Source organism: Aliiroseovarius sp. CAU 1755 (assembly GCF_054482655.1).
In genome coordinates this window covers 63,422-85,596 of sequence record NZ_JBTLRH010000002.1, presented here as the reverse complement: position 1 = coordinate 85,596, position 22,175 = coordinate 63,422, and the positions used below count along the sequence as shown (strand labels likewise).

The window sequence follows — 22,175 nt, the reverse complement described above, 5'->3', positions numbered from 1 at the left end:
CCATGTCCGACGCCGACACACCAGACCCACGCGCCCCGCAGGCGCTGGTCTTTGGTGGGGTGGGGCGGCTGAAAGCAGCGACCACTGCCGTGACCGGACGGTCGCAACTGGTCGCGTCGCTGGCCACCAAAGCCCGCCACGAGGTCGAGATTGAAAAGCTGTTCGAAGGGCGCGTCCGCTTTTCAGGCGAGCAGCCGGTGATCGACGCCCCTTTGGTGATCGTGGGGTTTACCAACCGCTCAGGCTCGACCCTATTGACAGAATACCTCAAACGCGCGGGCGCGGTTGGCGCGCTGGGCGAAGAATACAATCACTTCACGGTTGCCAAACATGCCAATCGTTTGGGTTTTGATACATTCCCCGCTTATGTCGAAGGAATGTGGACCCGATTCAAAAGCAGGTTCGATGCGCGTGACCAACCCGACCGCCGGGTGGGGTTCAAGGCCAGCGCTGATCAGGTGCGGATGCTTTATCGTTGGAATATTCCCGCGATGTTTGCCGGGGGCGTCAAGCTGATTGCGATCAGCCGGGCCGACCGGATCGCTCAAGGTGTTTCGTTTTCCATCGCCTCTCAGACGCAGCAATGGTCCTCAGATCAGCGCCATGGGCCTGACAGCCCGCCACCTGATCCCGAATACCGCCCCCGCGAGATCGCGCGCTTCATCAAGATGACGGATCAGCAAAACGCCCTGATGGATCTGCTTGTATCGGCCTTTGATATCGACGTGTTTCACACCAGTTATGAAAACCTGTCACGCGACCCAACCCAGGTGATCCGTGCCGTTGCGCGTTTTGTCGACCAGCCCTGCGACAGTTGGACAGCGCCTGTAAAAACGCGCCTGAAAAAGCAGGCGACGTCGCAGAACGTGGCATTTGCCGACCGCTTCCGTCACGACCTTCTGAACAGCGCTGGGTTTTGAAAAGGACGTGCGAGGGCGGGCTGTGACGGCGCCCCCGCCGCTTTCTTGCCACATTTAGACCGCATTCAATCCTGACCCCAGCAGCACGCGCAATCCGACAAAGCTCTGGTGATTCGGTCGGCCTAGGCCCTTGATTTCTCTATTTATAGGCGTATTGGCCGCTGATTTAGACCGCCGGAAGCTGAGCTGAGTGTGGAAACAATTTGTTTCCACCACACATTGCGCCGAAATGGACGGCGACGTTTTGGTTTTGGGCTGAAATGTGGCAAAATCAGGGCGTGGGCTTGTGGGGGCCAGAAATTAGGCTGGCCGGAAAGACTGGGTAAAAAAATGCAAAAAGCGATAGCTACGTCACCGTGTATTCTGAAACCTGAAGCAATGGTTGTGAAACCCGAAACGAAACGCGAAACGAAACCCGTGCAGCGCGGCAGCTTGATCGCCGCCCGGATCGGTCGGTTGCGGGCGTTGGTAAGGCTTGAACACCGTCGCGAACAAGGTGCTGTCTGCAACAGGCCTTCGCCATACGCTTTTTGACGGCGCGCGGAAACACCGCCATAACGCCGTAATGGCGCATCTCTTTACACTGAACACCAATGGTGCAGGTCTGTATGATTTCACCGCACATGTGACCGCATGGGTCGCGCAGCGTGGGGTCCGTGAGGGCGTGCTGACGTTGTTCGTGCGTCATACCTCGTGTTCGCTTCTTATTCAGGAGAACGCCGACCCAGAGGTGCAGACGGATCTGCATAACTTTTTCCATCGGCTCGTGCCGCCAACCACTGATCCAAGCATGTCCTATCTGACCCATACCTATGAGGGCCCGGATGACATGCCTGCGCATATCAAGGCCGCTTTGTTGCCGGTCAGCTTGTCCATTCCGGTGTCTGAAGGGCGCTTGGTTTTGGGAACGTGGCAGGGCATTTATTTGTTTGAGCACCGCCATGCGCCGCACACGCGACACGTCGCTGCCCATGTCGCAAGCGACGATTGATCCTCCGCGACGTGCCAACCTGAATACGATCGTAAACTGAAGTTAGCCGCTCTTTCGAGCGAAGCAGTGCCACTTGCCACCGCACCGTCGGGTTAGGGGACAGTGACAGCGCGCAGTTGTTTCAAGAACGCCCCTTCAGTCGATTCAGCAGTGAGTGGACGGGGCGCTCGGAAAACGAAAAGCGCCCCGTCCATTGTGCAACGGGGCGCTTCCATTTGTCTTTTCTGGTCCGATCAGTCTTCCAGCAGGAAAGTCACCATCAGGTTCACTTGGTAATGGGCAACCTTGCCGTTTTCGACTTTCACGGATTGCTCTTTCACCCAAGCGCTGACGACATTGCGCAGAGTGTCAGAGGCGCGCTCAACTCCTTTTGCGACGGCGTCGTCGAAGCTTTTCGGCGAGGTGGCGGAAATTTCGGTCACACGTGCGATGGACATGGATTGGCTCCTTTGGTTGGGATGAAGCTTCACTATGTCATGGCTGCTGGCATCCGTCATGGGGCGGGGAGGATTACTTTCTCCCTTGACGCTTTGTGGGCTTCATCTTGGGGCGTGTATTTCCCTCTACACAAGACTTAGCGGCTGGCCTATAGTGCCTGTGGATAACTGGGCGAAAGACCCATGGACCGAGGCCAGAACAGAGAAAGAGAACGCTGATGCGCTGCCCGTTTTGCGGAAATATCGACACCCAGGTAAAGGACAGCCGTCCAGCCGAAGACCACGTCGCGATCCGGCGGCGCCGGTTCTGCCCAGCTTGTGGCGGACGGTTCACCACGTATGAGCGCGTGCAATTGCGTGACCTTGTGGTGGTGAAATCAAATGGCCGCCGCGAAGATTTCGACCGCGAAAAGCTGGAGCGCTCGATCCGTATCTCGATGCAAAAACGGCCCGTCGAGCCCGAGCGGATTGACCAGATGATTTCCGGCATCGTGCGACGGCTGGAAAGCTTGGGTGAAACGGACATCCCCTCCAAGACAATCGGTGAGATTGTGATGGAGAGTCTGGCCCGGATCGACACCGTGGCCTATGTGCGATTTGCCAGCGTTTATAAAAACTTTCAGGCGGCTGATGATTTCGACAAGTTCGTAAGCGAGCTTCGTCCCGACGTCCCGCCAGAAGACGAGTGACCCGAACCGACACGCGTTTCATGCAGTTGGCCCTGTCGCTTGGGCGGCGGGGACTTGGGCGCTGTGCACCGAACCCTGCAGTGGGCTGCGTGATTGTGAATGACGGCCGGATCGTGGGGCGTGGCTGGACCCAGCCGGGCGGGCGGCCGCACGCAGAAACCATTGCCTTGGCGCAGGCTGGCAAGGCCGCACGTGGCGCGACCGCGTATGTCACCCTTGAACCTTGCGCCCATCACGGCCAAACGCCCCCTTGCGCTGGCGCGCTGATCGACGCGGGCATTGCGCGGGTGGTTGTTGCGCTTGGCGATCCTGACCCGCGCGTCAATGGCGGCGGGTTGAAGATGCTGCGTGACGCGGGCGTTCCTGTTGAAACCGGGCTTTGCGCGGCAGAGGCGCGCGCTGATCTGCAGGGATTTTTGTCGCGCGTGACAACGGGTCGCCCGCTGGTCACGCTAAAGCTTGCCAGCTCATTTGATGGGCGCATTGCGACGGCCTCGGGCGAAAGCCAATGGATTACCGGCCCTGCGGCGCGGCGCCATGTGCATGCAATGCGCGCCGGTCATGACGCAGTGATGGTCGGCGCAGGCACCGTGCGCGCAGACGACCCTTCGCTGACCGTGCGCGGGCTTGGCATGGCGGATCAGCCCATCCGTGTGGTGCTGTCGCGTCATCTGGACCTGCCTTTGAACAGCCAACTTGCCCAAACGGCCCGCGACCATCCGGTCTGGATCTGCCATGGGCCGCGCGCCACGCCGGAGCTTGTGTCGGCTTGGGCGGGTCTTGGCGCCGAGATGATCGAGGCGCCCGAAGCCGCCGGCGCGCTTGATCCCGTGGCAGTTCTGAATGCGCTTGGTGCGCGTGGCCTCACCCGTGTCTATTGCGAAGGTGGGGGGGCGTTGGCGGCATCTTTGTTGGCGGCGCGTGTTGTGGACGAGCTTGTTGGATACACTGCCGGGGTGGCGCTTGGCGCCGAGGGCCGGCCATCGCTTGCGGCTTTGGGGTTAAGCCGACTGGCGGAAGCGCCGCGGTTCGATCTGGTCGAAACCCGTGCGATTGGCGGCGATGTCCTGCACCGCTGGCGCGCGTGCGACTGACCGCCTGGGTCAACGCCTAGCGCCAAAGATAGGCGTAGCTTGCGAAGACGCCTTGCAGCTTTGACAACAGCCGCGTGCCAAGCCTTGTCTTGGGCGCCGTGCCGGTCGCCAAACGTTCGACAATGATTTCGACCGGGCAGGCAGAGCCGGTTTCCGGGTCGAAATACCGCGGATAGTCGATCAACACGGCATGGGCCAGCGCGGTCAGATCCGGATGGGCGGTGCGCCTGTCAGGCACCTCTCCCAGATCGCGGGTCAGCCCCCAACCGGCATAGAACGGCGTGCCAAGGCAGGTGACGGTGCGGCGGCGCAGCAGGGCTTCAAACCCAAGGGTCGAGGTCATCGTCCACACCTCATCAACCGCGTCGATCAAAGCGATGGGGTCGGCATCTTCCGCCACCAGATCGGCCAGACCTCGGGCGATTTCGGCGGGGATCGCACCCTTGCGCAGGCCTGCCTCTACATCCGGGTGGGGCTTGTAGATGATGATCGCGTCCGGGTTTTCAGCCCGTGTGCGCTGCAACAAGGCAAGGTTGGTCGAAACCTCATTGGTCCCCAACCGGATCGAGGCATCGTCTTCCACCTGACCCGGCACAAGAATGCGCCGCCCCTTGGGAAGGGTGGCCAATCCCGTGGGCTGTGGACGCGAAAGATTGTATTTGGCCAGCCCGGCCGCAAGGATCGCAGCGACCAACGCGTCGGCGCGTGCGCGGGCGTGATCCGGCAGGGTGGGTGATGCGGCAATCAGCCGTTCCAACCGGCTTTCGCGTGTCGGGTCGTAGTAGATGCCCAGATCATCGCGCACCAGCGACAGGGGGGCCACTAGCTCTGCGCCCAGCCCACGTGACCGAAGCACGCCGTCCTCGATCCGAAAAAGCGGGGCCGGTCCGTGGTGATCGGGGTGTTCCTTGCCCGCCCAGACCATCAGCGGGCGCCCCAGCGTGGCAGCCCCCTGTGCCGCGCGGGCGGGGGTGTCGTCGAACACCATTGCGGGACCGTCGCTGAAGAAATCAGCCAAGGGTCGGCGTTTCCAAAGCCGCATGCCGCTGGCGACATAGCCGTGACGATCCTCGCGCCAGGCGCGCGCACGGGCTTCAAGCGTATCCAGCACCTGCTCGATCTCGCACAATTGATCGCGGTAGGGGTCGTAATAGGTTGGATATAGGATCATCGCACCGGCAAAAAGCTGCGCGCGCGTCAGATTGCGCTGGCGGCGGTCGACGGGTTGATCATCAACGGTCAGCCCCCAGCCTGCATAAAAGGGCTGGCCGAAGACGCGGGGTTTGTGACCGGCCAGGATCGCCTCGAACCCTAACCCGGAGCTGACGGTATAGACGGCCTGCGCGCCTTCCAGCAGGGCCCATGGGCTGACCGGGTCGGTGATCAGGCGGACCTGTTCGTTTTCGTCCTCGGGGCCAAAATGCCCTGCGCGATGGCCCTGAGTGGTTTCGGGATGGGTCTTGATCAGGATGCGCGCCGCAGGGTGGTCCAGCCGGGCGCTGACCAGCATTTCGCGGAACGTGGTTTCAGACGCGCCGGCGTGCCGGATCGAGGCATCGCCACGTGTCTGGTCGATCACCAACACATAAGGCGCATCGGGCACCGGCAGGGCCGGGTCGAAGGCGTTGTATTTGGACAAATGCGCCCGACGCATCCGGTCCATGGCATCGCGCGCGCGGCGCAGGGTGTCGGTGTTGTCCAGCGGGTCATGGGTCAGGATATGTTCCAGCCGCGACGGCTGCGCGCTGTCAAAATGCACGCCCATGTCGTCGATCAGTAGGCCAAGCGGTGGCTCGCCCGACCGTCCCGGCAAAACCGACCGCAGAAACGCGTCTTCGATGCGCAGGACAGGCGCGTTACGCTGCCCTGCAACCGCTTCTCCGCGCGCCGAGGTGGGGCTTTTGCCCCATGTGCCGACCCAGTCGCCATCTCTGGGCAAGCCAAGGCGCACCTCCCAGCCCGACAGGGCCAGTATGCGCTTGATGCGGTGCTGGGTCAGAAAGCCGCCATTGTAAACAAACAGCCGCCGGGCAGGGTGGCCCTGATCGGCGGCGTTTGAGGTTTCCAAGCGGGGGGCCATGATGCCCCGGATCAATTCGTGGTGTTGCCAAGTGCGTCGTTCAGGGCCGAAATCGACCCGGCCGTGGCGAGGGATCCGGTCACGACGGACAGAACTTTGCTCCACTGAACGTAGGGGGCTTCGGTCACGTAAACGGTGTCACCGTCCCGGATCACGAAGTCACGCGCCATGAACATGCCATTGGGTTCGGTCAGGTTCAGCACATAGACCATCCGCTGGTCGCCTTGAAGGTCCGCGCGGCCAAGCACGCTGTTGGACACTTCCGCGCTTTCGTTGCGTAAAACAAAGACGCCCGTCGGGTCAGCCGAGGCAGCCGACAGCCCGCCCACTTGCGCGATGGCTTCCAGCGCCGACAAGGTCTGCGTTTCAAACCGAACGCGGCTTTGCGACCCGGTGGCGCCAAGGGCGGTGAAGGATCGGGTGTCCTCTTCGACCAGAATGCGATCACCCCCACGCAAGGCGATGTTCGTTTCGGGTTGGTTGAACAGATCCTGGAACCAGACCTCGCCAGTTTGGTTGCCGCGATTGACCTTGATCTTGGCGATCTCGGGCGCGATTGCGACGCCGCCCGCGCGGGCAAGCATCGCGTTCAACGTGCGGGTTGGGCGTTCAATCGGATAGACACCCTGCGCGCCCACGCTACCGGTTATGGTCACGGTTGACCCGTCACCGGCCAAACGCCGCACCACGACTTGCGGGTCGGGGGTTTGCTCGGCCAGCTTGCCGGTGATCACACGGCGGATCGCTTCGGGTGAATTGCCCGACGCCTTGATGCGCCCAGCATAGGGGATGAAGATGAAGCCCGCCCCGTCGACCTGAACCTCTTCAAGCGACGCGGGTGCGCCAGCGGTTGTCAGTATACCGGCTTCGACGTTTTCCCAGATCGAAATGCCAAGCGTGTCGCCCGGTTGGATCGTGTCGGACCCGACAAGGCCCGCATTCTGGAAATCAGGACTGAAGCCAAGTGCGGGGACGACGGCAGTGGCACGCGTGACCCGATCATTGACCGCGACGACGAACGCGTCACCGTTGCGCTGGACCGAGCCTGCAAAGATTTCGTTTTTGGTGGGGCCGACACGCGGCAACCCACAGGCGCTGATTGATGCAACCAACGCAAAAAGGGCCGCTTTGCGGACCCAGACCTTGCCAACGATGTTCACTGCTCGGGCTCCTTCTTGGAGTGATGCCTCGAATTTATTTCCTTGAAGACTACGCGCAGGAGGGGCGTAAATCCAGTGTTTCATTGGCGATTGGCTACTTCACGGCACGCACCTGTTGCCGTGGTGCCGCGGTCCCACGCGCCAGCGCGGCATAGGGGTCGTCGGCGGCCAGCATCATGTCAACGACCTGTCGCAACAGCCGCTGCCGTCCGCGCGATGAATAGAACCCGCCCGTGACCTGACTGGTTTCCAGCAGATAGTGGCGGTAGTCGCGATAGGCGCGGTTGTCTGGGCGGGTCGGCAGGTCGAAAAACTCCGGCAGGCTCTGGGTTGAAACAAAGGCGGGCTTGTCAAACACCGCGCGGCCAAAAACCTTGAGCGGCAACCCGCGCCACAACACCTGTTGCGCCGCGGTCGAGTTCACGGTGACCGCCGACCGCGCATGGTCCAGAAGCTGCGCCAGCTTGCCGCCCGGCACGTAATGAACCCGGTCCGCAACATCATGTTCTTGCGCTATTCGTTTGATTTCATTCCGAAATGGGATGCGCCCATTTTCGAGCGGGTGCGCTTTGAACACCAGATGATGATGGCGGGGCGCCCCTTTGCGAAAGCCATCGATCACAAGGTCCAGAAACTCGTTCATGGTCGTGAACGGGCTGTGCATCTGGAAGCTTGCATCATGTTCCAGTTGCAACAGCACCAAGTGATAGGGGTAGCCGCCAAACTTGATCCTGAGCGTCGCAGCAATCCGGTTTGCAGCCAGAAACGGCATCAAGATGAGGCGCTTGAAATAGAGCCGAAACTCTTTGCTGACGGCGAAGGCGCGATGCGGGCGAAAATGGGAATATCGCTGGTTCCAGAACATCACAAACCAATGGTAAAGCGCGCCGTAGAACACGTGGTGGCGCATGTCCCCCCAATGTGAAGGCGCTTCAGGCAGGTCCAGTTCGACGTTTTCCAGCGCGGCTTGCATTTGGGCGATATCTGTTGTCATCAGGCGCGAATTACCGTTCGACCCGTCACGTTCATAGGTGACCCAATAGGGGCGAAGATAGCCCTCTTCGAAGACATGAACACCGAGCCCGCGCGCTTTAGCGATCTCGACCGCTTGGGCGTGGACCGGGCGCGTGTCGCCGTAAAGGACGATATCGGTGATGTCGTGCGTGTCGAGCAGGGTTTGAAGATGTGTGGGCCACTGGTCCTGTGGGTCGGTAAAGGGGATGAAGCTGCGTCTGTCGTGCCAGAACACCTGATCGCCCATATTGAAGCCGACGCGCCAGACCTCAGCCCCGGCTGCGCCCAGCATTCTGCCCAGCTGCGCAAAAAACGGTCCATGCGGTCCTTGCAGCAACAAGAAGCGTCTTTTTTGCCCGGTGATCGTCGCCATGAGCGTCCTTTTCGGTGTCCTCGGGAACAGCGCCCGCGCCAAGCCCGGGTCAAGCGTTTTCCCGTTTCTGTCCTTTTTGTCCCCAATATGGAAGGGGAAGATTTCCGTGGTGTTAACCTCGGCAATTGGCAAAAATATGACACGGATGACAGGTTGGGGCTGGCAGACTGGCAAATGTAGCGGTGTGAAGCGCTTGGCAAGTCCGCACAGCCGGGCTAGGTCTGACGCAGCAATCGACCGGGAAGGAGAGGCCATGTTCACAGGGATCATCACCGATATCGGGCGCATCGCCGCGTTGGAACAAGCGGGCGACATGCGCGCGCGTATCGAAACTGCCTATGACACAAGCGGCATCGACATTGGTGCGTCCATTGCCTCGGACGGGGTGTGCCTGACGGTCGTGGCGTTGGGCGAGGGTTGGTATGATGTTGAAATATCGGCAGAAACCGTGTCGAAAACCAACCTGGGTGATTGGGCCGTCGGGCACAAGGTAAACCTTGAGCGTGCGCTGAAGGTGGGCGACGAGCTTGGCGGGCATATCGTGTCGGGCCATGTGGATGGCGTGGCCGAGATCGTTGCGATGACCGACGAAGGCGACAGCACCCGTGTGCGGTTCCGCGCGCCGTCCGATCTGGCGCGGTTCATTGCGCCCAAGGGCTCGGTCGCGCTGAACGGCACATCGCTGACGGTGAACGAGGTTGAAGGCGACGAATTTGGCGTGAACCTAATTTCGCATACGAAAGAGGTGACAAATTGGGGGCAGGCGAAGGTCGGCGACCGGGTGAACCTGGAGATCGACACGCTGGCGCGCTACGTGGCGCGGCTTGCGGACTACGGGTAACCGGACGCGGTTCTCTTTGACATATTCGGAAGCGGGCATATGATCGGCTGAACGCCTGACCCAAGACGGAGCCATCCATGACCCTGATCCGCCCGACCCGCCGTGACCTTCTGCGCTTAGCCGCCATCGCACCCGCCTTCGCCATGCCCGCCACCGCGCGCGCCATGTTGGGGGCGCCGACCGCTGGCAACCCGGCACATTTCAGCTTCACGCTGGGCGACGCGCGACTGACCGTGGTGTCGGATGGCTATTTCTCGCTGCCCGGCAGCGGGCTTGCGATCAACGCGCCCGAGGATGAAAAGATCGCCTTCCTGAAAGATCATTTCCTCGACCCCGAACGTGGCTATTCCCACACCAACCACCTTTATATCGAAATAGGCGATGCGCGGGTGCTGATCGATGTCGGCTCTGGCACCCGTTGGTTTGACACGACCGGGCGGTTGATGGGCAACTTGGAAGCCGCAGGGATCGACCCAATGGGGATCACCCATGTGGTGATCACGCACGCGCACCCGGACCATATCTGGGGCATTCGCGACGACTTCGACGAACCAATTATCCCCGACGCCGAATACATCATCGGCGAGGCCGAGCGCGCCTATTGGCTGCAAGACGGTCTGGTGGATCAGGTCAGCGCCGAACGCCAGCAATTCGTGGTGGGCGCGGTCAACTCGATCAACGCGGAAGGTGTGGAATGGACTTTGGCAGGTGACGGGACCGAGGTCGTGCCGGGCGTGCGACTGCTCGACAGCCCCGGCCACACGCCGGGCCATCTGTCGGTCATGATCGACAGCGGCGGGCAGCAATTGATCGCCACCGGCGACGCGCTGACCAACGCCTATACCAATTTCGCCCATCCCGACTGGTATAACGAGACCGACACGGACGGCGAAATGACGGTGACGAGCCGCCGCAAGATCCTCGACATGGCGGCGTCTGACCGGATTGCCGTGCTGGGCTATCACTTCCCGTTCCCTGGCGTGGGTCATGTGCGCCGCGTGGGCGAGGCGTTCCAGTTCGTTCCGGCGCTTTGGCAGTTTTAACTTCCGGCTTGATTTTTCTCTCGTCACACATAACTCTCCCCTTGATTGAGTGGAGAGTTGTTTATGTTCGAGAATGGTTTAGCGCCGAAAACCGACCTGCCAAAAGTCGCGTTGCTGATTGATGGTGAAAATATTTCAAGCGCCTTGGCGGGCAAGATCATTGTCGAGTCCGGCAAGCTGGGCGAATTGCGGCTTCGGCGTGTTTACGGGAATGCCACACTGGTCAAGGGCTGGGACACGGCAACCGGGATAAGGTTGGTGCATTCCGGCACTGGGAAAAATGCAGCCGATATTGTTCTGGCTTTGGACGCCATGGAGCTGAGCTACGAAAGCAAAATAGATGTGTTCGCTCTTGTCAGTTCTGACGGGGGTTTCATGCATCTGGCCGATCGGCTGAGGGAGCGCGGTTTTAAGGTGGTTGGGATCGGTGAGAAAAAAGCACCAGATTGTTTTAGGAAATCGTGTAGCTCTTGGGTGACGCTTGCGGCCCCTGTCGCCCCTAAAGCGAATGGTATTTCGGCTACCAAAACAGCAGTCACAAAGACAACGGCAGCGAAACGTCCCACCGATGACAAGGTGGCGAGTAAGGCAGGTGTTAGTTGCTGGGCAGCGATTAGCCCAAACAACCCCGTTGCTCCCTCGTTTGATGATGAAGTGCAGCGGATTGTCCGCGCCCATCCGGAAGGGATCACCATGTCTGGTGTAAACATACAAATACGTTCCGGTCTTTCGGGAAGGATTTCGGATCAGAAGCAGAAAACGTGGGAATCCTATTTCAAAGCTCGTCCAGGCCAATACGCAATCGACAGGTCAGCCTCTCCAAGCCTAATCCGGGACGTTTCCCATGCGGATTCGCGCATTGCGGCCTGTATTGAAGGCCACCCCGATGGCTTGTTGATCGGTCAAATAAACACGCAGATGGTAAAAAACGCTGACGTAAGGCTTGCAGATGTGATGGAAAATACATGGCGGCAGTATTTTAAAGCGCGGCCAAACCTTTATTCGGTGAAAGGTACTGGTCAGGATACTCGGATCAGGCTGAACAAAGCGTGACGTGATACTTTCCCGATTATGGCTTTCCACTGGCAAACGCATCCCGCCTGCGCTAGTCACAGGCGCGAACCTGAGGGGAATGCGCCATGTCTGATCGTAGCACATATGAAACGCCCGGCCCGGTCGAGGCCAGCTTGTCGGATGCCATCTCGTCCGCAGAAGAGATCATCGAAGACGCGCGGGCGGGTCGGATGTATATTCTTGTCGATCACGAAGATCGCGAGAACGAGGGCGATTTCGTCATTCCCGCCGATGCCTGCACCGCCGACGCCATCAATTTCATGGCCACTTACGGGCGCGGGCTGATCTGCCTGCCGATGGAGGCCGCGCGGATCGAAGCGCTGGGCCTGCCGATGATGTCGATGCATAACTCCTCGCGCCACGAAACCGCGTTCACCACCTCGATCGAGGCCCGCGAAGGCGTGAGCACAGGTATCTCCGCCGCTGACCGCGCGTTGACCGTGTCAGTTGCCATCGACCCCGAAAACGGCCCAGCCGAAATCGCGACCCCCGGTCACGTTTTCCCCCTGCGCGCCCGCAATGGTGGCGTGTTGGTGCGGGCAGGGCATACCGAGGCCGCGGTGGATATCTCGCGTCTGGCCGGGCGCACCCCTGCCGGTGTGATCTGCGAGATCATGAACGAAGACGGGACGATGGCACGGCTGCCGGAACTGGTGGACATCGCCCAAAAACATGGGTTGAAGATCGGCACCATTTCGGACCTGATCGCTTATCGCCGCCGTCACGACAATCTGGTGCGCGAGACCTCGCGCGAAAACGTCACCTCGCAATATGGTGGTGACTGGGAGATGCGGATTTTCACCGACCTGACCCACGACATCGAACATGTGGTGCTGATCAAGGGCGACATCACCACGCCGGACCCGGTTCTGGTGCGGACCCATGCGCTGCAGGAAGCGCAGGATGTGCTGGGCCTTGGCCCACGCCCCGCAGATGAGTTGCCCCGCGCCATGCAGATCATCGCGGACGAGGGCAGGGGCGTGGTCTGCCTGTTCCGTGAACCCCGCAAGACGCTGCATGCCAATGACGATGATGACGGCCCGCGCACGGTGCGCCAAATCGGGCTTGGCTCGCAAATCCTGTCAGCCCTCGGTCTGCATGATATGGTGCTTCTGACCGACAGCCCTGATACCCGCTATGTGGGGTTGGATGCCTATGGCCTGACCATCACCGGCACTCGCCCTATTCAGAAGGATTGACCCATGGCCAAAGCTGAACAGCATTACGTTCTCGACCGTCCGAGCTTCGATAAGCCGGTGAAACTTCTGATCGTCGTGGCGCCTTACTACAAAGACATTGCCGACAATCTGGTCGCCGGTGCGAAGGCCGAAATCGAAGCCGCAGGCGGTACATGGGATCTGGTCGAGGTGCCCGGTGCACTGGAAGTGCCCACCGCGATAGCGATGGCCGATCGTCTGTCGAATTTCGATGGCTACGTGGCGCTGGGCTGTGTGATCCGGGGCGAAACCACCCATTACGACACGGTCTGCAATGACAGCTCGCGCGCGATCCAGATGATGGGGCTGCAAGGGCTGTGCATCGGCAATGGCATCCTGACGGTGGAAAACCGAAAGCAGGCCGAGGTGCGCGCGGACACCAAAGATCAAAATAAAGGCGGCGGGGCGGCGGCTGCGGCCTTGCATCTGGTCGCGCTTTCGCGCAAATGGGCCGGCGCAAGCAAAGGTATCGGGTTCAAGTCGATCTCGGACTCGATCAAGCTTGCCGGTGACACGAAGGATACCCCAACCGCATGACGCTTTCCGGCAATCAGAAACGCCAGATGAAATCCGCCGCCCGCTTTTTCGCGGTGCAGGCGCTGTTCCAGATGGAAGCCTCGGGGCAAACGGCCGACCGGGTGATGGTTGAGTTCGAAAACCACCGCTTCGGCGAGGAATTCGACGACTATGCGATGGTCGAAGGCGACAGCCGCCTGTTTCGAAAACTGGTCGAGGATGCGCTGACCCATCAGGCGAAAATCGACCAAATGACCGATCGGGCGCTGGTGGCGAAATGGCCGCTGGGGCGTATCGACCCGACCCTGCGCGCCTTGTTCCGTGCGGCAGGCGCCGAGTTAATCCAAGGCGAAGCGCCCCCAAAAGTGGTGATCACCGAGTTCGTGGACATCGCCAAAGCCTTCTTCCCGGAAAGCGACGAGGGCAAATTTGCCAACGCCGTGCTGGATCATATGGCCCGCGAGGCAAAGCCCGAAGCGTTTTAACGCAGCGGGCGACGTCCGACCAGTTTATCGCTTTGAGGCGAAGCCCGAAGCGTTCTGAGCATCCGCCCGCCGAGCGCGCGCCTGCGACGGCTTGCCTCTTTAAGTCCTGCGTGATTGCGCTAAGTTGAAAGAGTGAGCCAAGAAAGGGAGCGTCATGCCAAAACTCGTCAGCCTATATATCAAGCAGGTGCTCATCGGATTTGGCTTGTCCGCGAGCTTCGTGGGCCTTCTGCTTTATACCAATGTTGGCAATCTCTGGCACCTTGTGACCACGTCCGACATTGGCTGGATCGCCGTGACCATGTTGTTCATGTTCAACGGCATTGTGTTTGCCGGCGTTCAGTTTGCCATCGTGATCATGCGAATGGAACGTGACGACACCCCGAAAGGGGGCAAACGCCAACCCGTTGCCACGACTATTCCCGTGCGCGTGGAAGTGCACGCGCCTCGTCAGTGATATCGCTTTCCGTCAGCCCCGTGTTGCGACAAGGCCATCGTCTTTCAGGCGGATGCGCTTTGAAAGATTAGCAGTCTGCGCAGAATGAGGTTTCTTGTCGCGCCACTTCTGGCGGCCCTGCCAACGCTTTGCAGCGGGCAAACATCCGTGCCGCCAACGACATCGTGTCTTGTCCCGGCGACCGAGCCTGCGACTTCAGCTGATCAAAAACAGATATCCCAGCTCCATGCGGCGATCGCACCCGTGCTCGACACGGTTTTTCGCGGTCTGGATGCGTCGCCTGACAAGATGCCGAAAATCTGCCTTACCGATTTTGCTCATACGTCATTGGGGGAATATGTTGGTGCAGAACACACCATTGTTTTGCAGCGTGATATGCCCAACGCGCTAAAACAAGGAGTATTGCTTCATGAACTGCGCCACGCAGACCAGTTCCGGCGCGGATTTTGCCCATCAAACGACATCTCAATGGAAGCCAACGCGCGGGCCGTCGCGGCGATGGAGGCCGATGCCAGTGCGATCAGTTTGCTGGCCGCGTGGGAGCTGTCTGCTATGGGCCACCCGCTGACATGGGAGGCGCTTTCGTCCTGGTCCATGCAAAGCGATATTGCTGATCGATTTGCACAGGAGATGAAAGCGACAGGCAACACGACGGTCGCGGTGACGAAGGCATTCGCACAATGGTATGATCTGGATCTGCGTTGGCGTTCATACTATGTCGCCAGTTGCAGCGATTTTCTGGATCGCCAAGACGAAACACACCTGTTGCCGAGCTACAAGTCGTTGCCACAAAGCTTCCTGAACGATCTATGCGTGCTGTCAGATGGTGCGCGCTATCCGTGTGATGATGCGAACGGGCACGCCAGATCGCGGTAAATACCCCGGCCGTGGTGAAGGGCTTTCCGGTTAAAGAAAGCCCCAAAGTTCACATTTTCTGGATCGACTGGAGATAGAACACCAACTCCAGAACGCGGGCGCGTATCACCTGTTCGCCACCATATGGCCCGTAGGTGTCGCCGATATCCTCGGAATAGCGCGCGCCCCAGACTGGCATCGCTTCCGCACCATGGCCCCTGACCTCTTGGCGGCCGTCGATGATCTGAAACACTTCGAGCAACGGAAAGACTCCATCGTTCTCTTTTGAGATCAGCGTCAGATTTGATGGTCGGACGTTCAGGTGCATCGCCATTTCCCCGTCGCCAAGGCCTTTGGCTCCGTGGCACGATTGACAGGAAATACTGTATTCTTTTGCACCTACCTCGTGTCCGTCGGCGATTGCAGGGGCCAATCCCACCAATAGGGTAAGCCCACTGACCATTGCGATAGCGCTCGCTGCTTTGGTGAAATGTGTAAAAACAAACATTGGTACGCTCCTCCTTCTCTGCGCTTGCGAGGCGTCGCAAAGCGCGGTTGATGTGAAAGAACCGATTTGGGAACGTAGGATGTCACCGAGATCTAAGTCCTTTCAGGTGAACACTCCCATTATGCGCCTCGCACGAATTGGTGCCATGATTTGCCTCATTGTAGTGCGTTCTGACGGGGCCTAAGCTTATTGCGACTACGCAGACTAAATTGCGAGGACACGACCCCATGAGACAGTTCATATTGGCTGGCTATTGTTTGGCTTCAGCGTTTTTGCCATGTGCCGCACAGGCGCAAACCGCAGTAGAGCGGATCATTTGCAGTGGAGAAGCGGGCGACACAGTGACCTTGGAGCTTTGGGCTCCTTCGCAATTTGACGAACCCCTGCATTGCATTCAGGCAAGCTATCTCGGGGATGCCGTCGCCTGCGCTCCAAATGGTGGATGGGGGCTGAACGGCAGCGACGCACCACCCACGCTGGTGGAGATTACCAGCGACTGGAAGACCGCACACACCCATGCTTCAAGCAAAGTGACAGCGATTGCCGGCCCCAAGGCCGTTCGCTTCAACGCACAGCACGGTGTGGGGATTGGCAGCAACCTAAGTTACGAATGGAAGTTCACGTTGGACAGGCGCACGGGGCAAGCCACGTGGTTCACCAACAAGGGTGACAGGTTCGTCTATACCTGTGCCGCGCAAAGCTAAGCTGCGCACGGCGGTGTTGCTTCTGTAAGCGGAGTGATGCGCCGGTTGGGTCCTGTCACGCAGTGCGGTGGCCCACAAACCGGGACCCACGAAAGAGAGATAGAAGGTGGCGGAACCGCACGCATCCGTCGGGGTCTGAATTCCCGAGGACCTGTATATACAGGTGGGCGCCGGGTAACCGAACCAGGGTCCGGACAGAGCCAGCTCCCTCGGAATTGCTTAAGGCCACTGGAATTGTACCCGCATGGGACGAGAAGGGCAGAAGCCGCCACAGCCTAGATAGGTTGCAAAGCGGGCTGTTACAAGGGGAGAGATTTGGCACGCCAGCGCGCCCCATTGACATTTTGTTCACCAATTGTTCATGTTAGGCCCATGGAGATGCCAAACCAATCCCTGATGCCTGGCCAGTTGCTCGCGCGCGGTGTGTGTCGCCACATGCTTGGCCACGGCTTTGTCACAGTCGAAGAGCTGGTGCCGACGCGTGGGCTGCGCGTCGATGTAATGGCGCTTGGCCCGAAGGGTGAGGTCTGGGTGATCGAATGCAAATCCTCGCGGGTTGACTTCACATCGGATCAGAAATGGCAGGGCTATCTGGATTGGTGCGATAGGTATTTTTGGGCGGTGGACGCCGATTTCCCGACCGAGCTTCTGCCCGACGGCACCGGGTTGATCATTGCCGACAGCTATGACGCCGAGATTATTCGCATGGGGCCTGAGGACAAGCTGGCGCCGGCGCGCCGCAAGGTGATGGTGCAGAAATTTGCGGCCCACGCGGCGCGGCGCCTGCAGGGGTTTCGCGATCCGGGCGTGGCGGGATTGGTCAATGTCTGAAAGGGGTTATGACCCCTACTTACCCTTTTTGCCTTTTCCACCCTCAGCCATCGCGCGCGCCTGTGCGGCGGCCACGCGCAGTTCTTCGGCGATCTCTTCGGCCTCTTCCGGCTCAAAATCCATCGGCAGCTCGACGCCGCCGCCTTCGACGTAAAGCCGCACCATCCCAAGCGAAGTTGGTCCGATCTGAAGGTTCGCGTCGATTTCGCTTTCGTCGTTGATGCCCATGTCTGGCCTCCTGAAACTATCCCTTTGGGGTTAGAGGCCTTTCATGCATTTTTCAAGCGGCGACCTCTTGCAATGCCTGCGCGTGGCGGGTAAATGCGTCCTGCGTGCCGACATAGCTCAGTAGGTTAGAGCGCTTGATTGTGGATCAAGAGGTCCCCCGTTCGAGCCGGGGTGTCGGTACCATCTTCCAAAGCCGGAAATATTGGTCAGATCGCAAAGGATCAGCGGACCTGTATGCGCTTGATCAGATCACCTGAGCCTTGGTCAAAAACCAGTATTTCGTCGCCTGACACAATTGCATACCAGTCCGGGCCAAACGTGACCGCGTTCGCCGTGACCCCATCTGGCAGGGTGATATGGTCGGGCAGGGCGGGGGCCGTTGTCTGATCGGGTGTGGTTTGCGAGAAACGCATGACAACCACGCCCACCAGCACTACAAGGCCCACAATCGTGGTGAGGGTCATGGCCGTCACCAGAGTTTTCAGATACCGCACGGTGCCGTGGCCCACAGATGCCTCAAGCGCCGCGTCCAGATCCTGTTCAGGAGTGTCGTTCATGTCGTCATCGCACCGTATCGTCGGGGTTACCATCGCGGAAAACCCACCCAAGCGCCTTGATAAGGCGATTGCCCGCGATGTGCCAGAGGTAGCAAGCCTGTCGCGGTCGCGGCTGGCACGGTTGATCGCAGACGGGGCGGTCATGCGCGACGGCGTCGTCATCGACGACCCCCGCGCCAAGGTGGCCGAAGGTGACCTGTTTGAGATCCACGTGCCCGAGGCCGAAGAAAGCCATATCGGCCCCGAAGATATCCCGCTGAACATTGTCTATGAAGATGCTGACCTGATTGTGGTCAACAAACCCGCCGGCATGGTGGTGCATCCCGCGCCCGGCACGCCCACAGGCACGCTGGTCAACGCGCTTTTGCACCATTTTGGCGGTGAACTGTCGGGTGTGGGTGGCGAAAAACGCCCCGGTATCGTGCACCGGATCGACAAGGACACATCAGGCCTTCTGGTGGTGGCCAAGTCGGACGCAGCCCATCACGGGTTGGCCAAACAGTTCGAGGCCCACACCGCCGAACGTCACTATCTGGCGGTCGTGCACGGTGCCCCTGATCAGGCCGACCCGCGTTTGGGCGGGATCAAGGGGGCAAGCTTTGAGAAGGGCAACATCCTGAAGATCACCACGCAGTTGGCGCGCCACAAGACCGACCGGCAAAAACAGGCGGTCCTGTTTTCCGGTGGGCGTCATGCGGTGACCCGTGCACGCATTCTTCAAACTTACGGCGCGCCTGCGCAGGCTGCGCTGATCGAATGCTGGCTTGAAACCGGACGCACCCACCAAATTCGTGTCCACATGGCCCATGCGGGTCATGGCCTGATCGGTGATCCAACCTATGGCGGACGCCGCAAACTGAACGCCAAGGCGATCGGACCCGCCGCGATCGAGGCCGCACGCACCTTTCCACGTCAGGCGCTCCATGCCGCGACGTTGGGGTTCGAACATCCAATCACCGCCGAGAAGTTAAGCTTTGAAGCGCCCATCCCCGCAGATATGGTAGAGTTGATCGAAATCCTGCGCGACGGTTGATCGCGCACCGGCATCGGTGGGGCAAAGGCAGGTATGACAGAGCTTTCTTGGGGGTCGTGGGGCGCGATCTGGGCCGTGGTCCTGTTCTTTCTGGACCTTGCGACCATTGCCCGCGCCGTGACACGCGAACACCGCTCGGCGGCGTCCAGACTGGCGTGGAGCGTGGTGATCCTGACCTTGCCGCTGGTTGGCGTCATTGCCTATTTCTTTCTGGGTGATACCAGCGCAGACCGACGATCAGACAAGAAACTCAAAGACCTCCATCACGAACTCCCTAAGCTTCCGAAAGGAGAGCCGCAGGTCGCGCAATTGCCACTTTTGTATCGGCAGGCGTTTGCTCGCGCGGCGTCCGTCAACGGGTTTAAGCCGGTGCCCGGCAACCGGGCGACCGTCACCAGCAACAGCGACGAAAGCATCGATTGGCTGGTCGCTGACATCGACGCGGCGACGGATCACGCGCATGTGCTGTTCTATATCTGGCTGGCCGACAACAACGGCACCCGCGTAGCCGAGGCACTGATCCGTGCCGCCGCCCGTGGCGTCAAGGCGCGCGTGATCGTCGATGGCTTGGGGTCACGGCGCCTGTTGTCTGATCCGCTTTGGACGCGCCTGAAAGAAGGTGGCGTGGACACGGTCGTGGCCTTCGCCTTTCGGTTTCCGCTGGTGTCGGCGTTTTTCCGTAGGCTCGACATCCGCAATCACCGCAAGATTGTGGTGATCGACCACGACATCACATATGTCGGCAGCCAGAACTGCGCAGATGCGGCGTTTCGGGTGAAAGCAAAATTCGCGCCTTGGGTCGATCTGATGATGCGCATCAAAGGCCCGGTGGCGTGGCAGGCGCAGCGGCTTTTCGTGTCGGACTGGATGGTGCATGGCGGTGACGACATTTCGGCCATCCTGGATCGGGATAGCTTGACGAACGAGGGCGGGTTCCCGGCCGTGATGGCAGGGTCCGGCCCGACAGAAAGCATTCAGGCCGTGCCCGACATGATCCAGATGCTTTTGGCCTCAGCGCAGGACGAGGTGGTGATCACCACGCCCTACTATGTGCCCTCGGAAGCGTTGCATCAGCAGATCTGCGCCACCGCCCTGCGCGGTGTGCGGGTGCAGATCAACCTACCGGCCAACAATGACAGCCACGTGGTTGCCTTTGCCTCGCGTAGTTTCTACCGCGCAATGCTGAACGCCGGGGTGGAAATTCACGAGTTTCAGCCGGGCTTGCTGCATGCCAAAGTCATCAGCGTCGATGGGCGGGCCGCCTTGGTCGGGTCGGCCAATCTGGATCGGCGCAGTTTCGATTTGAACTATGAAAACAGTGTCATGCTGGTCGACACGGATGTCGTTGGTGAGATCCGGCAGCGGCAAGAGGCCTTCTTGTCGATGTCGATCAGCGTGCAGCGCGAAAACGTCATCGCCTGGTCCGTTCCGCGCCGGATTCTGATCAACTCGATCGGGATGCTTGCGCCGCTTCTGTAGGGGCTGCAACTTTCTGCACGACCGCGTGAGAATTCATGTCAAACCCTTCCAAAACGCAACAAACAAGTTCATGTATTGTTCATGAAAATGACGGACACAGCACTTGAAATCTTTGAGCGGGGTCTTATTTCAATGTTAAGCCCCGCAACATTGACGGGACAAGTGGGAGAGTTATGCGAAGATGAGCAACTATAAGAACTTGCCGGCCCCGACGCCAGAAGGTGGATTGAACCGCTATCTTCAGGAGATTCGGAAATTCCCGATGCTGGAACCGGAGCAGGAATACATGCTGGCCAAGCGCTGGGTGGATCACCAAGACCGCGATGCGGCCCACCAGATGGTGAATTCGCACCTTCGTCTGGCGGCGAAAATTGCGATGGGATATCGCGGCTATGGCTTGCCACAGGCCGAAGTGATTTCCGAAGCGAATGTCGGCCTGATGCAGGCCGTAAAGCGCTTTGACCCTGAAAAAGGTTTCCGTTTGGCGACCTATGCCATGTGGTGGATTCGCGCGGCCATTCAGGAATACATCCTGCGGTCGTGGTCCCTGGTCAAGCTGGGCACGACGTCGGCGCAAAAGAAGCTGTTTTTCAACCTGCGCAAAGCGAAATCGCGCATTGGTGCGTTGGAAGACGGCGATCTGCGCCCGGAAAACGTGGCCCGGATCGCAAATGACCTGAATGTCACCGAAGACGAGGTGATCTCGATGAACCGGCGCCTGTCGGGCGGGGACGCGTCTTTGAATGCAACCGTCTCGGCCGATGGCGAAGGGGCGATGCAGTGGCAGGACTGGCTTGAAGATGAAAGCGCCGATCAGGCGGGCGACTATGCCGAACATGACGAGCTTACGGTGCGCCGCGAGCTTTTGGCGCAAGCCATGGATGTTTTGAACGATCGCGAAAAAGACATCCTGACCCAGCGTCGGCTGAAAGACAAACCTGTCACGCTTGAGGATCTGTCGGGCGTCTACGATGTCAGCCGCGAACGTATTCGCCAGATCGAAGTGCGCGCTTTTGAAAAACTGCAAAAGCGGATGCAGGAACTCGCGTCGGAAAAAGGTCTGTTCGAGGACGCCTGACCCCACGCGCGCCTCGCAGATTACAACATGACCGACCCGGTCCGCCGGGTCGGTTTTCTCATGTCATCTGGTTGGATAGGGGCAAGTCGCGAACAGGCGCAAGCTGGCCCAGACCGCCGAGATCATAGCCGTCCCATTGAAACGGGACCCTGTTTGCACCAATTTATACTGAACGCTGGGTCTATCTACAGACGGAGGGCACTATGGCAGGAGGTTGGGCGCGCGACGGCGCGGTTCAGGAACAAATTGACGCGTCGGTTCAGGATGAGCTTGCGCGGATACGCGCGCGAAAGTCGCCTGTGGGCGAAAGCCGCACCCACTGCGCAGAATGCGAGGAAGAAATCCCCGAGGCCCGGCGCATGGCCTTGCCCGGCGTGAAGCTGTGCATCGATTGCATGCAGGACAGGGATGAAGCCTTCAAGTCGCGTCCGGGGTTCAACAGGCGCGGCTCGAAAGACAGCCAGTTGAAGTGAGGGAGACTTGCTGGCAACGGCTGGTTTGAGCCCATTTC

General features: G+C 59.7%; 25 protein-coding genes and 1 tRNA gene. 19 read left to right on the top strand and 7 right to left on the bottom strand.

Annotated elements, in window-relative coordinates:
• The first annotated feature begins 2 nt into the window (after positions 1-2).
• Both ACXYMP_RS07595 and ACXYMP_RS07590 read left to right on the top strand, forming a co-directional pair.
• Positions 3-920 carry a Stf0 family sulfotransferase gene (locus ACXYMP_RS07595; RefSeq protein ID WP_298566017.1) on the top strand — a complete coding sequence of 306 codons (918 nt, stop codon included), beginning with the start codon at positions 3-5 and terminating at the stop codon, positions 918-920.
• A 565-nt stretch (positions 921-1,485) separates the two neighbouring features.
• A complete protein-coding gene (locus tag ACXYMP_RS07590) occupies positions 1,486-1,911 on the top strand; it encodes a secondary thiamine-phosphate synthase enzyme YjbQ (protein WP_298566179.1) in 426 nt (141 codons plus the stop codon).
• A gap of 233 nt (positions 1,912-2,144) precedes the next feature.
• On the opposite strand, the gene ACXYMP_RS07585 is transcribed toward ACXYMP_RS07590, so the two are convergent.
• Positions 2,145-2,348: a dodecin family protein gene (locus ACXYMP_RS07585; protein ID WP_298566018.1), complete on the bottom strand. Its 204-nt coding sequence runs from the start codon at positions 2,346-2,348 to the stop codon at positions 2,145-2,147.
• A 218-nt stretch (positions 2,349-2,566) separates the two neighbouring features.
• On the opposite strand from ACXYMP_RS07585, the gene nrdR reads away from it, so the two are divergent.
• Positions 2,567-3,037 carry a transcriptional regulator NrdR gene (gene nrdR / locus ACXYMP_RS07580; RefSeq protein WP_298566019.1) on the top strand — a complete coding sequence of 157 codons (471 nt, stop codon included), beginning with the start codon at positions 2,567-2,569 and terminating at the stop codon, positions 3,035-3,037.
• A complete protein-coding gene (ribD, locus tag ACXYMP_RS07575; protein ID WP_458905445.1) occupies positions 3,034-4,131 on the top strand; it encodes a bifunctional diaminohydroxyphosphoribosylaminopyrimidine deaminase/5-amino-6-(5-phosphoribosylamino)uracil reductase RibD in 1,098 nt (365 codons plus the stop codon). The genes nrdR and ribD overlap by 4 nt, the downstream gene beginning before the upstream one ends.
• A 16-nt stretch (positions 4,132-4,147) precedes the next feature.
• Here ribD and ACXYMP_RS07570 read toward each other — a convergent pair whose 3' ends face one another.
• From ACXYMP_RS07570 to ACXYMP_RS07560, 3 genes are all read right to left on the bottom strand, one after another.
• A complete protein-coding gene (locus tag ACXYMP_RS07570; protein ID WP_458905443.1) occupies positions 4,148-6,211 on the bottom strand; it encodes a capsular polysaccharide biosynthesis protein in 2,064 nt (687 codons plus the stop codon).
• Positions 6,212-6,222: 11 nt separating this feature from the next.
• Positions 6,223-7,371 (bottom strand): polysaccharide biosynthesis/export family protein, encoded by a 1,149-nt coding sequence (locus ACXYMP_RS07565; protein ID WP_298566025.1) that lies wholly within the window; start codon positions 7,369-7,371, stop codon positions 6,223-6,225.
• Between the two features lie 94 nt (positions 7,372-7,465).
• On the bottom strand, positions 7,466-8,758 hold the full coding sequence (locus tag ACXYMP_RS07560; RefSeq protein WP_458905440.1) for a capsule biosynthesis protein: 1,293 nt from the start codon (positions 8,756-8,758) through the stop codon (positions 7,466-7,468).
• 253 nt (positions 8,759-9,011) lie between these two features.
• Between ACXYMP_RS07560 and ACXYMP_RS07555 the strand changes: the two genes are divergently transcribed.
• The 8 genes from ACXYMP_RS07555 (at position 9,012) to ACXYMP_RS07520 (ending at position 15,267) form a co-directional block, all read left to right on the top strand.
• Entirely contained in the window at positions 9,012-9,599 is a 588-nt protein-coding gene (locus ACXYMP_RS07555) for a riboflavin synthase (protein ID WP_298566029.1), read from the top strand.
• 77 nt (positions 9,600-9,676) lie between these two features.
• A complete protein-coding gene (locus tag ACXYMP_RS07550) occupies positions 9,677-10,642 on the top strand; it encodes an MBL fold metallo-hydrolase (protein ID WP_298566031.1) in 966 nt (321 codons plus the stop codon).
• Positions 10,643-10,705: 63 nt separating this feature from the next.
• On the top strand, positions 10,706-11,695 hold the full coding sequence (locus tag ACXYMP_RS07545; RefSeq protein ID WP_458905437.1) for an NYN domain-containing protein: 990 nt from the start codon (positions 10,706-10,708) through the stop codon (positions 11,693-11,695).
• Between the two features lie 86 nt (positions 11,696-11,781).
• Positions 11,782-12,915: a 3,4-dihydroxy-2-butanone-4-phosphate synthase gene (ribB, locus tag ACXYMP_RS07540; RefSeq protein WP_458905435.1), complete on the top strand. Its 1,134-nt coding sequence runs from the start codon at positions 11,782-11,784 to the stop codon at positions 12,913-12,915.
• A 3-nt stretch (positions 12,916-12,918) separates the two neighbouring features.
• Positions 12,919-13,470: a 6,7-dimethyl-8-ribityllumazine synthase gene (locus ACXYMP_RS07535; RefSeq protein WP_248365651.1), complete on the top strand. Its 552-nt coding sequence runs from the start codon at positions 12,919-12,921 to the stop codon at positions 13,468-13,470.
• A complete protein-coding gene (gene nusB / locus ACXYMP_RS07530; RefSeq protein ID WP_248365650.1) occupies positions 13,467-13,934 on the top strand; it encodes a transcription antitermination factor NusB in 468 nt (155 codons plus the stop codon). Before ACXYMP_RS07535 ends, nusB begins: the two co-directional genes overlap by 4 nt.
• Before the next feature lie 154 nt (positions 13,935-14,088).
• Positions 14,089-14,391 (top strand): hypothetical protein, encoded by a 303-nt coding sequence (locus ACXYMP_RS07525; protein WP_298566036.1) that lies wholly within the window; start codon positions 14,089-14,091, stop codon positions 14,389-14,391.
• An 84-nt stretch (positions 14,392-14,475) separates the two neighbouring features.
• Positions 14,476-15,267, top strand: a complete 792-nt coding sequence (locus tag ACXYMP_RS07520; RefSeq protein ID WP_458905432.1) for a DUF6782 family putative metallopeptidase — start codon at positions 14,476-14,478, stop codon at positions 15,265-15,267.
• A gap of 49 nt (positions 15,268-15,316) precedes the next feature.
• On the opposite strand, the gene ACXYMP_RS07515 is transcribed toward ACXYMP_RS07520, so the two are convergent.
• The gene (locus tag ACXYMP_RS07515; protein ID WP_298566038.1) at positions 15,317-15,754 is read right to left on the bottom strand and encodes a c-type cytochrome; all 438 of its coding nucleotides are present in this window, start codon (positions 15,752-15,754) and stop codon (positions 15,317-15,319) included.
• Between the two features lie 227 nt (positions 15,755-15,981).
• Between ACXYMP_RS07515 and ACXYMP_RS07510 the strand changes: the two genes are divergently transcribed.
• Complete coding sequence (locus ACXYMP_RS07510; protein ID WP_298566039.1) at positions 15,982-16,458, top strand: hypothetical protein; 477 nt, start codon at positions 15,982-15,984, stop codon at positions 16,456-16,458.
• A gap of 396 nt (positions 16,459-16,854) precedes the next feature.
• Positions 16,855-17,289, top strand: coding sequence for an MmcB family DNA repair protein (locus ACXYMP_RS07505; RefSeq protein WP_458905429.1), 435 nt, complete (start codon positions 16,855-16,857; stop codon positions 17,287-17,289).
• Positions 17,290-17,304: 15 nt separating this feature from the next.
• On the opposite strand, the gene ACXYMP_RS07500 is transcribed toward ACXYMP_RS07505, so the two are convergent.
• Positions 17,305-17,517: a DUF6324 family protein gene (locus ACXYMP_RS07500; protein ID WP_298566041.1), complete on the bottom strand. Its 213-nt coding sequence runs from the start codon at positions 17,515-17,517 to the stop codon at positions 17,305-17,307.
• Positions 17,518-17,623: 106 nt separating this feature from the next.
• On the opposite strand from ACXYMP_RS07500, the gene ACXYMP_RS07495 reads away from it, so the two are divergent.
• Positions 17,624-17,700, top strand: a tRNA-His gene (locus tag ACXYMP_RS07495).
• Between the two features lie 38 nt (positions 17,701-17,738).
• Here ACXYMP_RS07495 and ACXYMP_RS07490 read toward each other — a convergent pair.
• Positions 17,739-18,074 carry a DUF6476 family protein gene (locus tag ACXYMP_RS07490; protein WP_298566042.1) on the bottom strand — a complete coding sequence of 112 codons (336 nt, stop codon included), beginning with the start codon at positions 18,072-18,074 and terminating at the stop codon, positions 17,739-17,741.
• On the opposite strand from ACXYMP_RS07490, the gene ACXYMP_RS07485 reads away from it, so the two are divergent.
• From ACXYMP_RS07485 to ACXYMP_RS07470, 4 genes are all read left to right on the top strand, one after another.
• Positions 18,073-19,107 carry an RluA family pseudouridine synthase gene (locus tag ACXYMP_RS07485; protein ID WP_458905426.1) on the top strand — a complete coding sequence of 345 codons (1,035 nt, stop codon included), beginning with the start codon at positions 18,073-18,075 and terminating at the stop codon, positions 19,105-19,107. The genes ACXYMP_RS07490 and ACXYMP_RS07485 overlap by 2 nt on opposite strands.
• Before the next feature lie 33 nt (positions 19,108-19,140).
• Positions 19,141-20,586, top strand: coding sequence for a cardiolipin synthase (gene cls, locus ACXYMP_RS07480; protein ID WP_458905424.1), 1,446 nt, complete (start codon positions 19,141-19,143; stop codon positions 20,584-20,586).
• Between the two features lie 181 nt (positions 20,587-20,767).
• A complete protein-coding gene (gene rpoH / locus ACXYMP_RS07475; protein WP_298566045.1) occupies positions 20,768-21,664 on the top strand; it encodes an RNA polymerase sigma factor RpoH in 897 nt (298 codons plus the stop codon).
• A gap of 203 nt (positions 21,665-21,867) precedes the next feature.
• The gene (locus tag ACXYMP_RS07470) at positions 21,868-22,137 is read left to right on the top strand and encodes a DksA/TraR family C4-type zinc finger protein (protein WP_298566047.1); all 270 of its coding nucleotides are present in this window, start codon (positions 21,868-21,870) and stop codon (positions 22,135-22,137) included.
• The last annotated feature ends 38 nt before the right edge of the window (positions 22,138-22,175 follow it).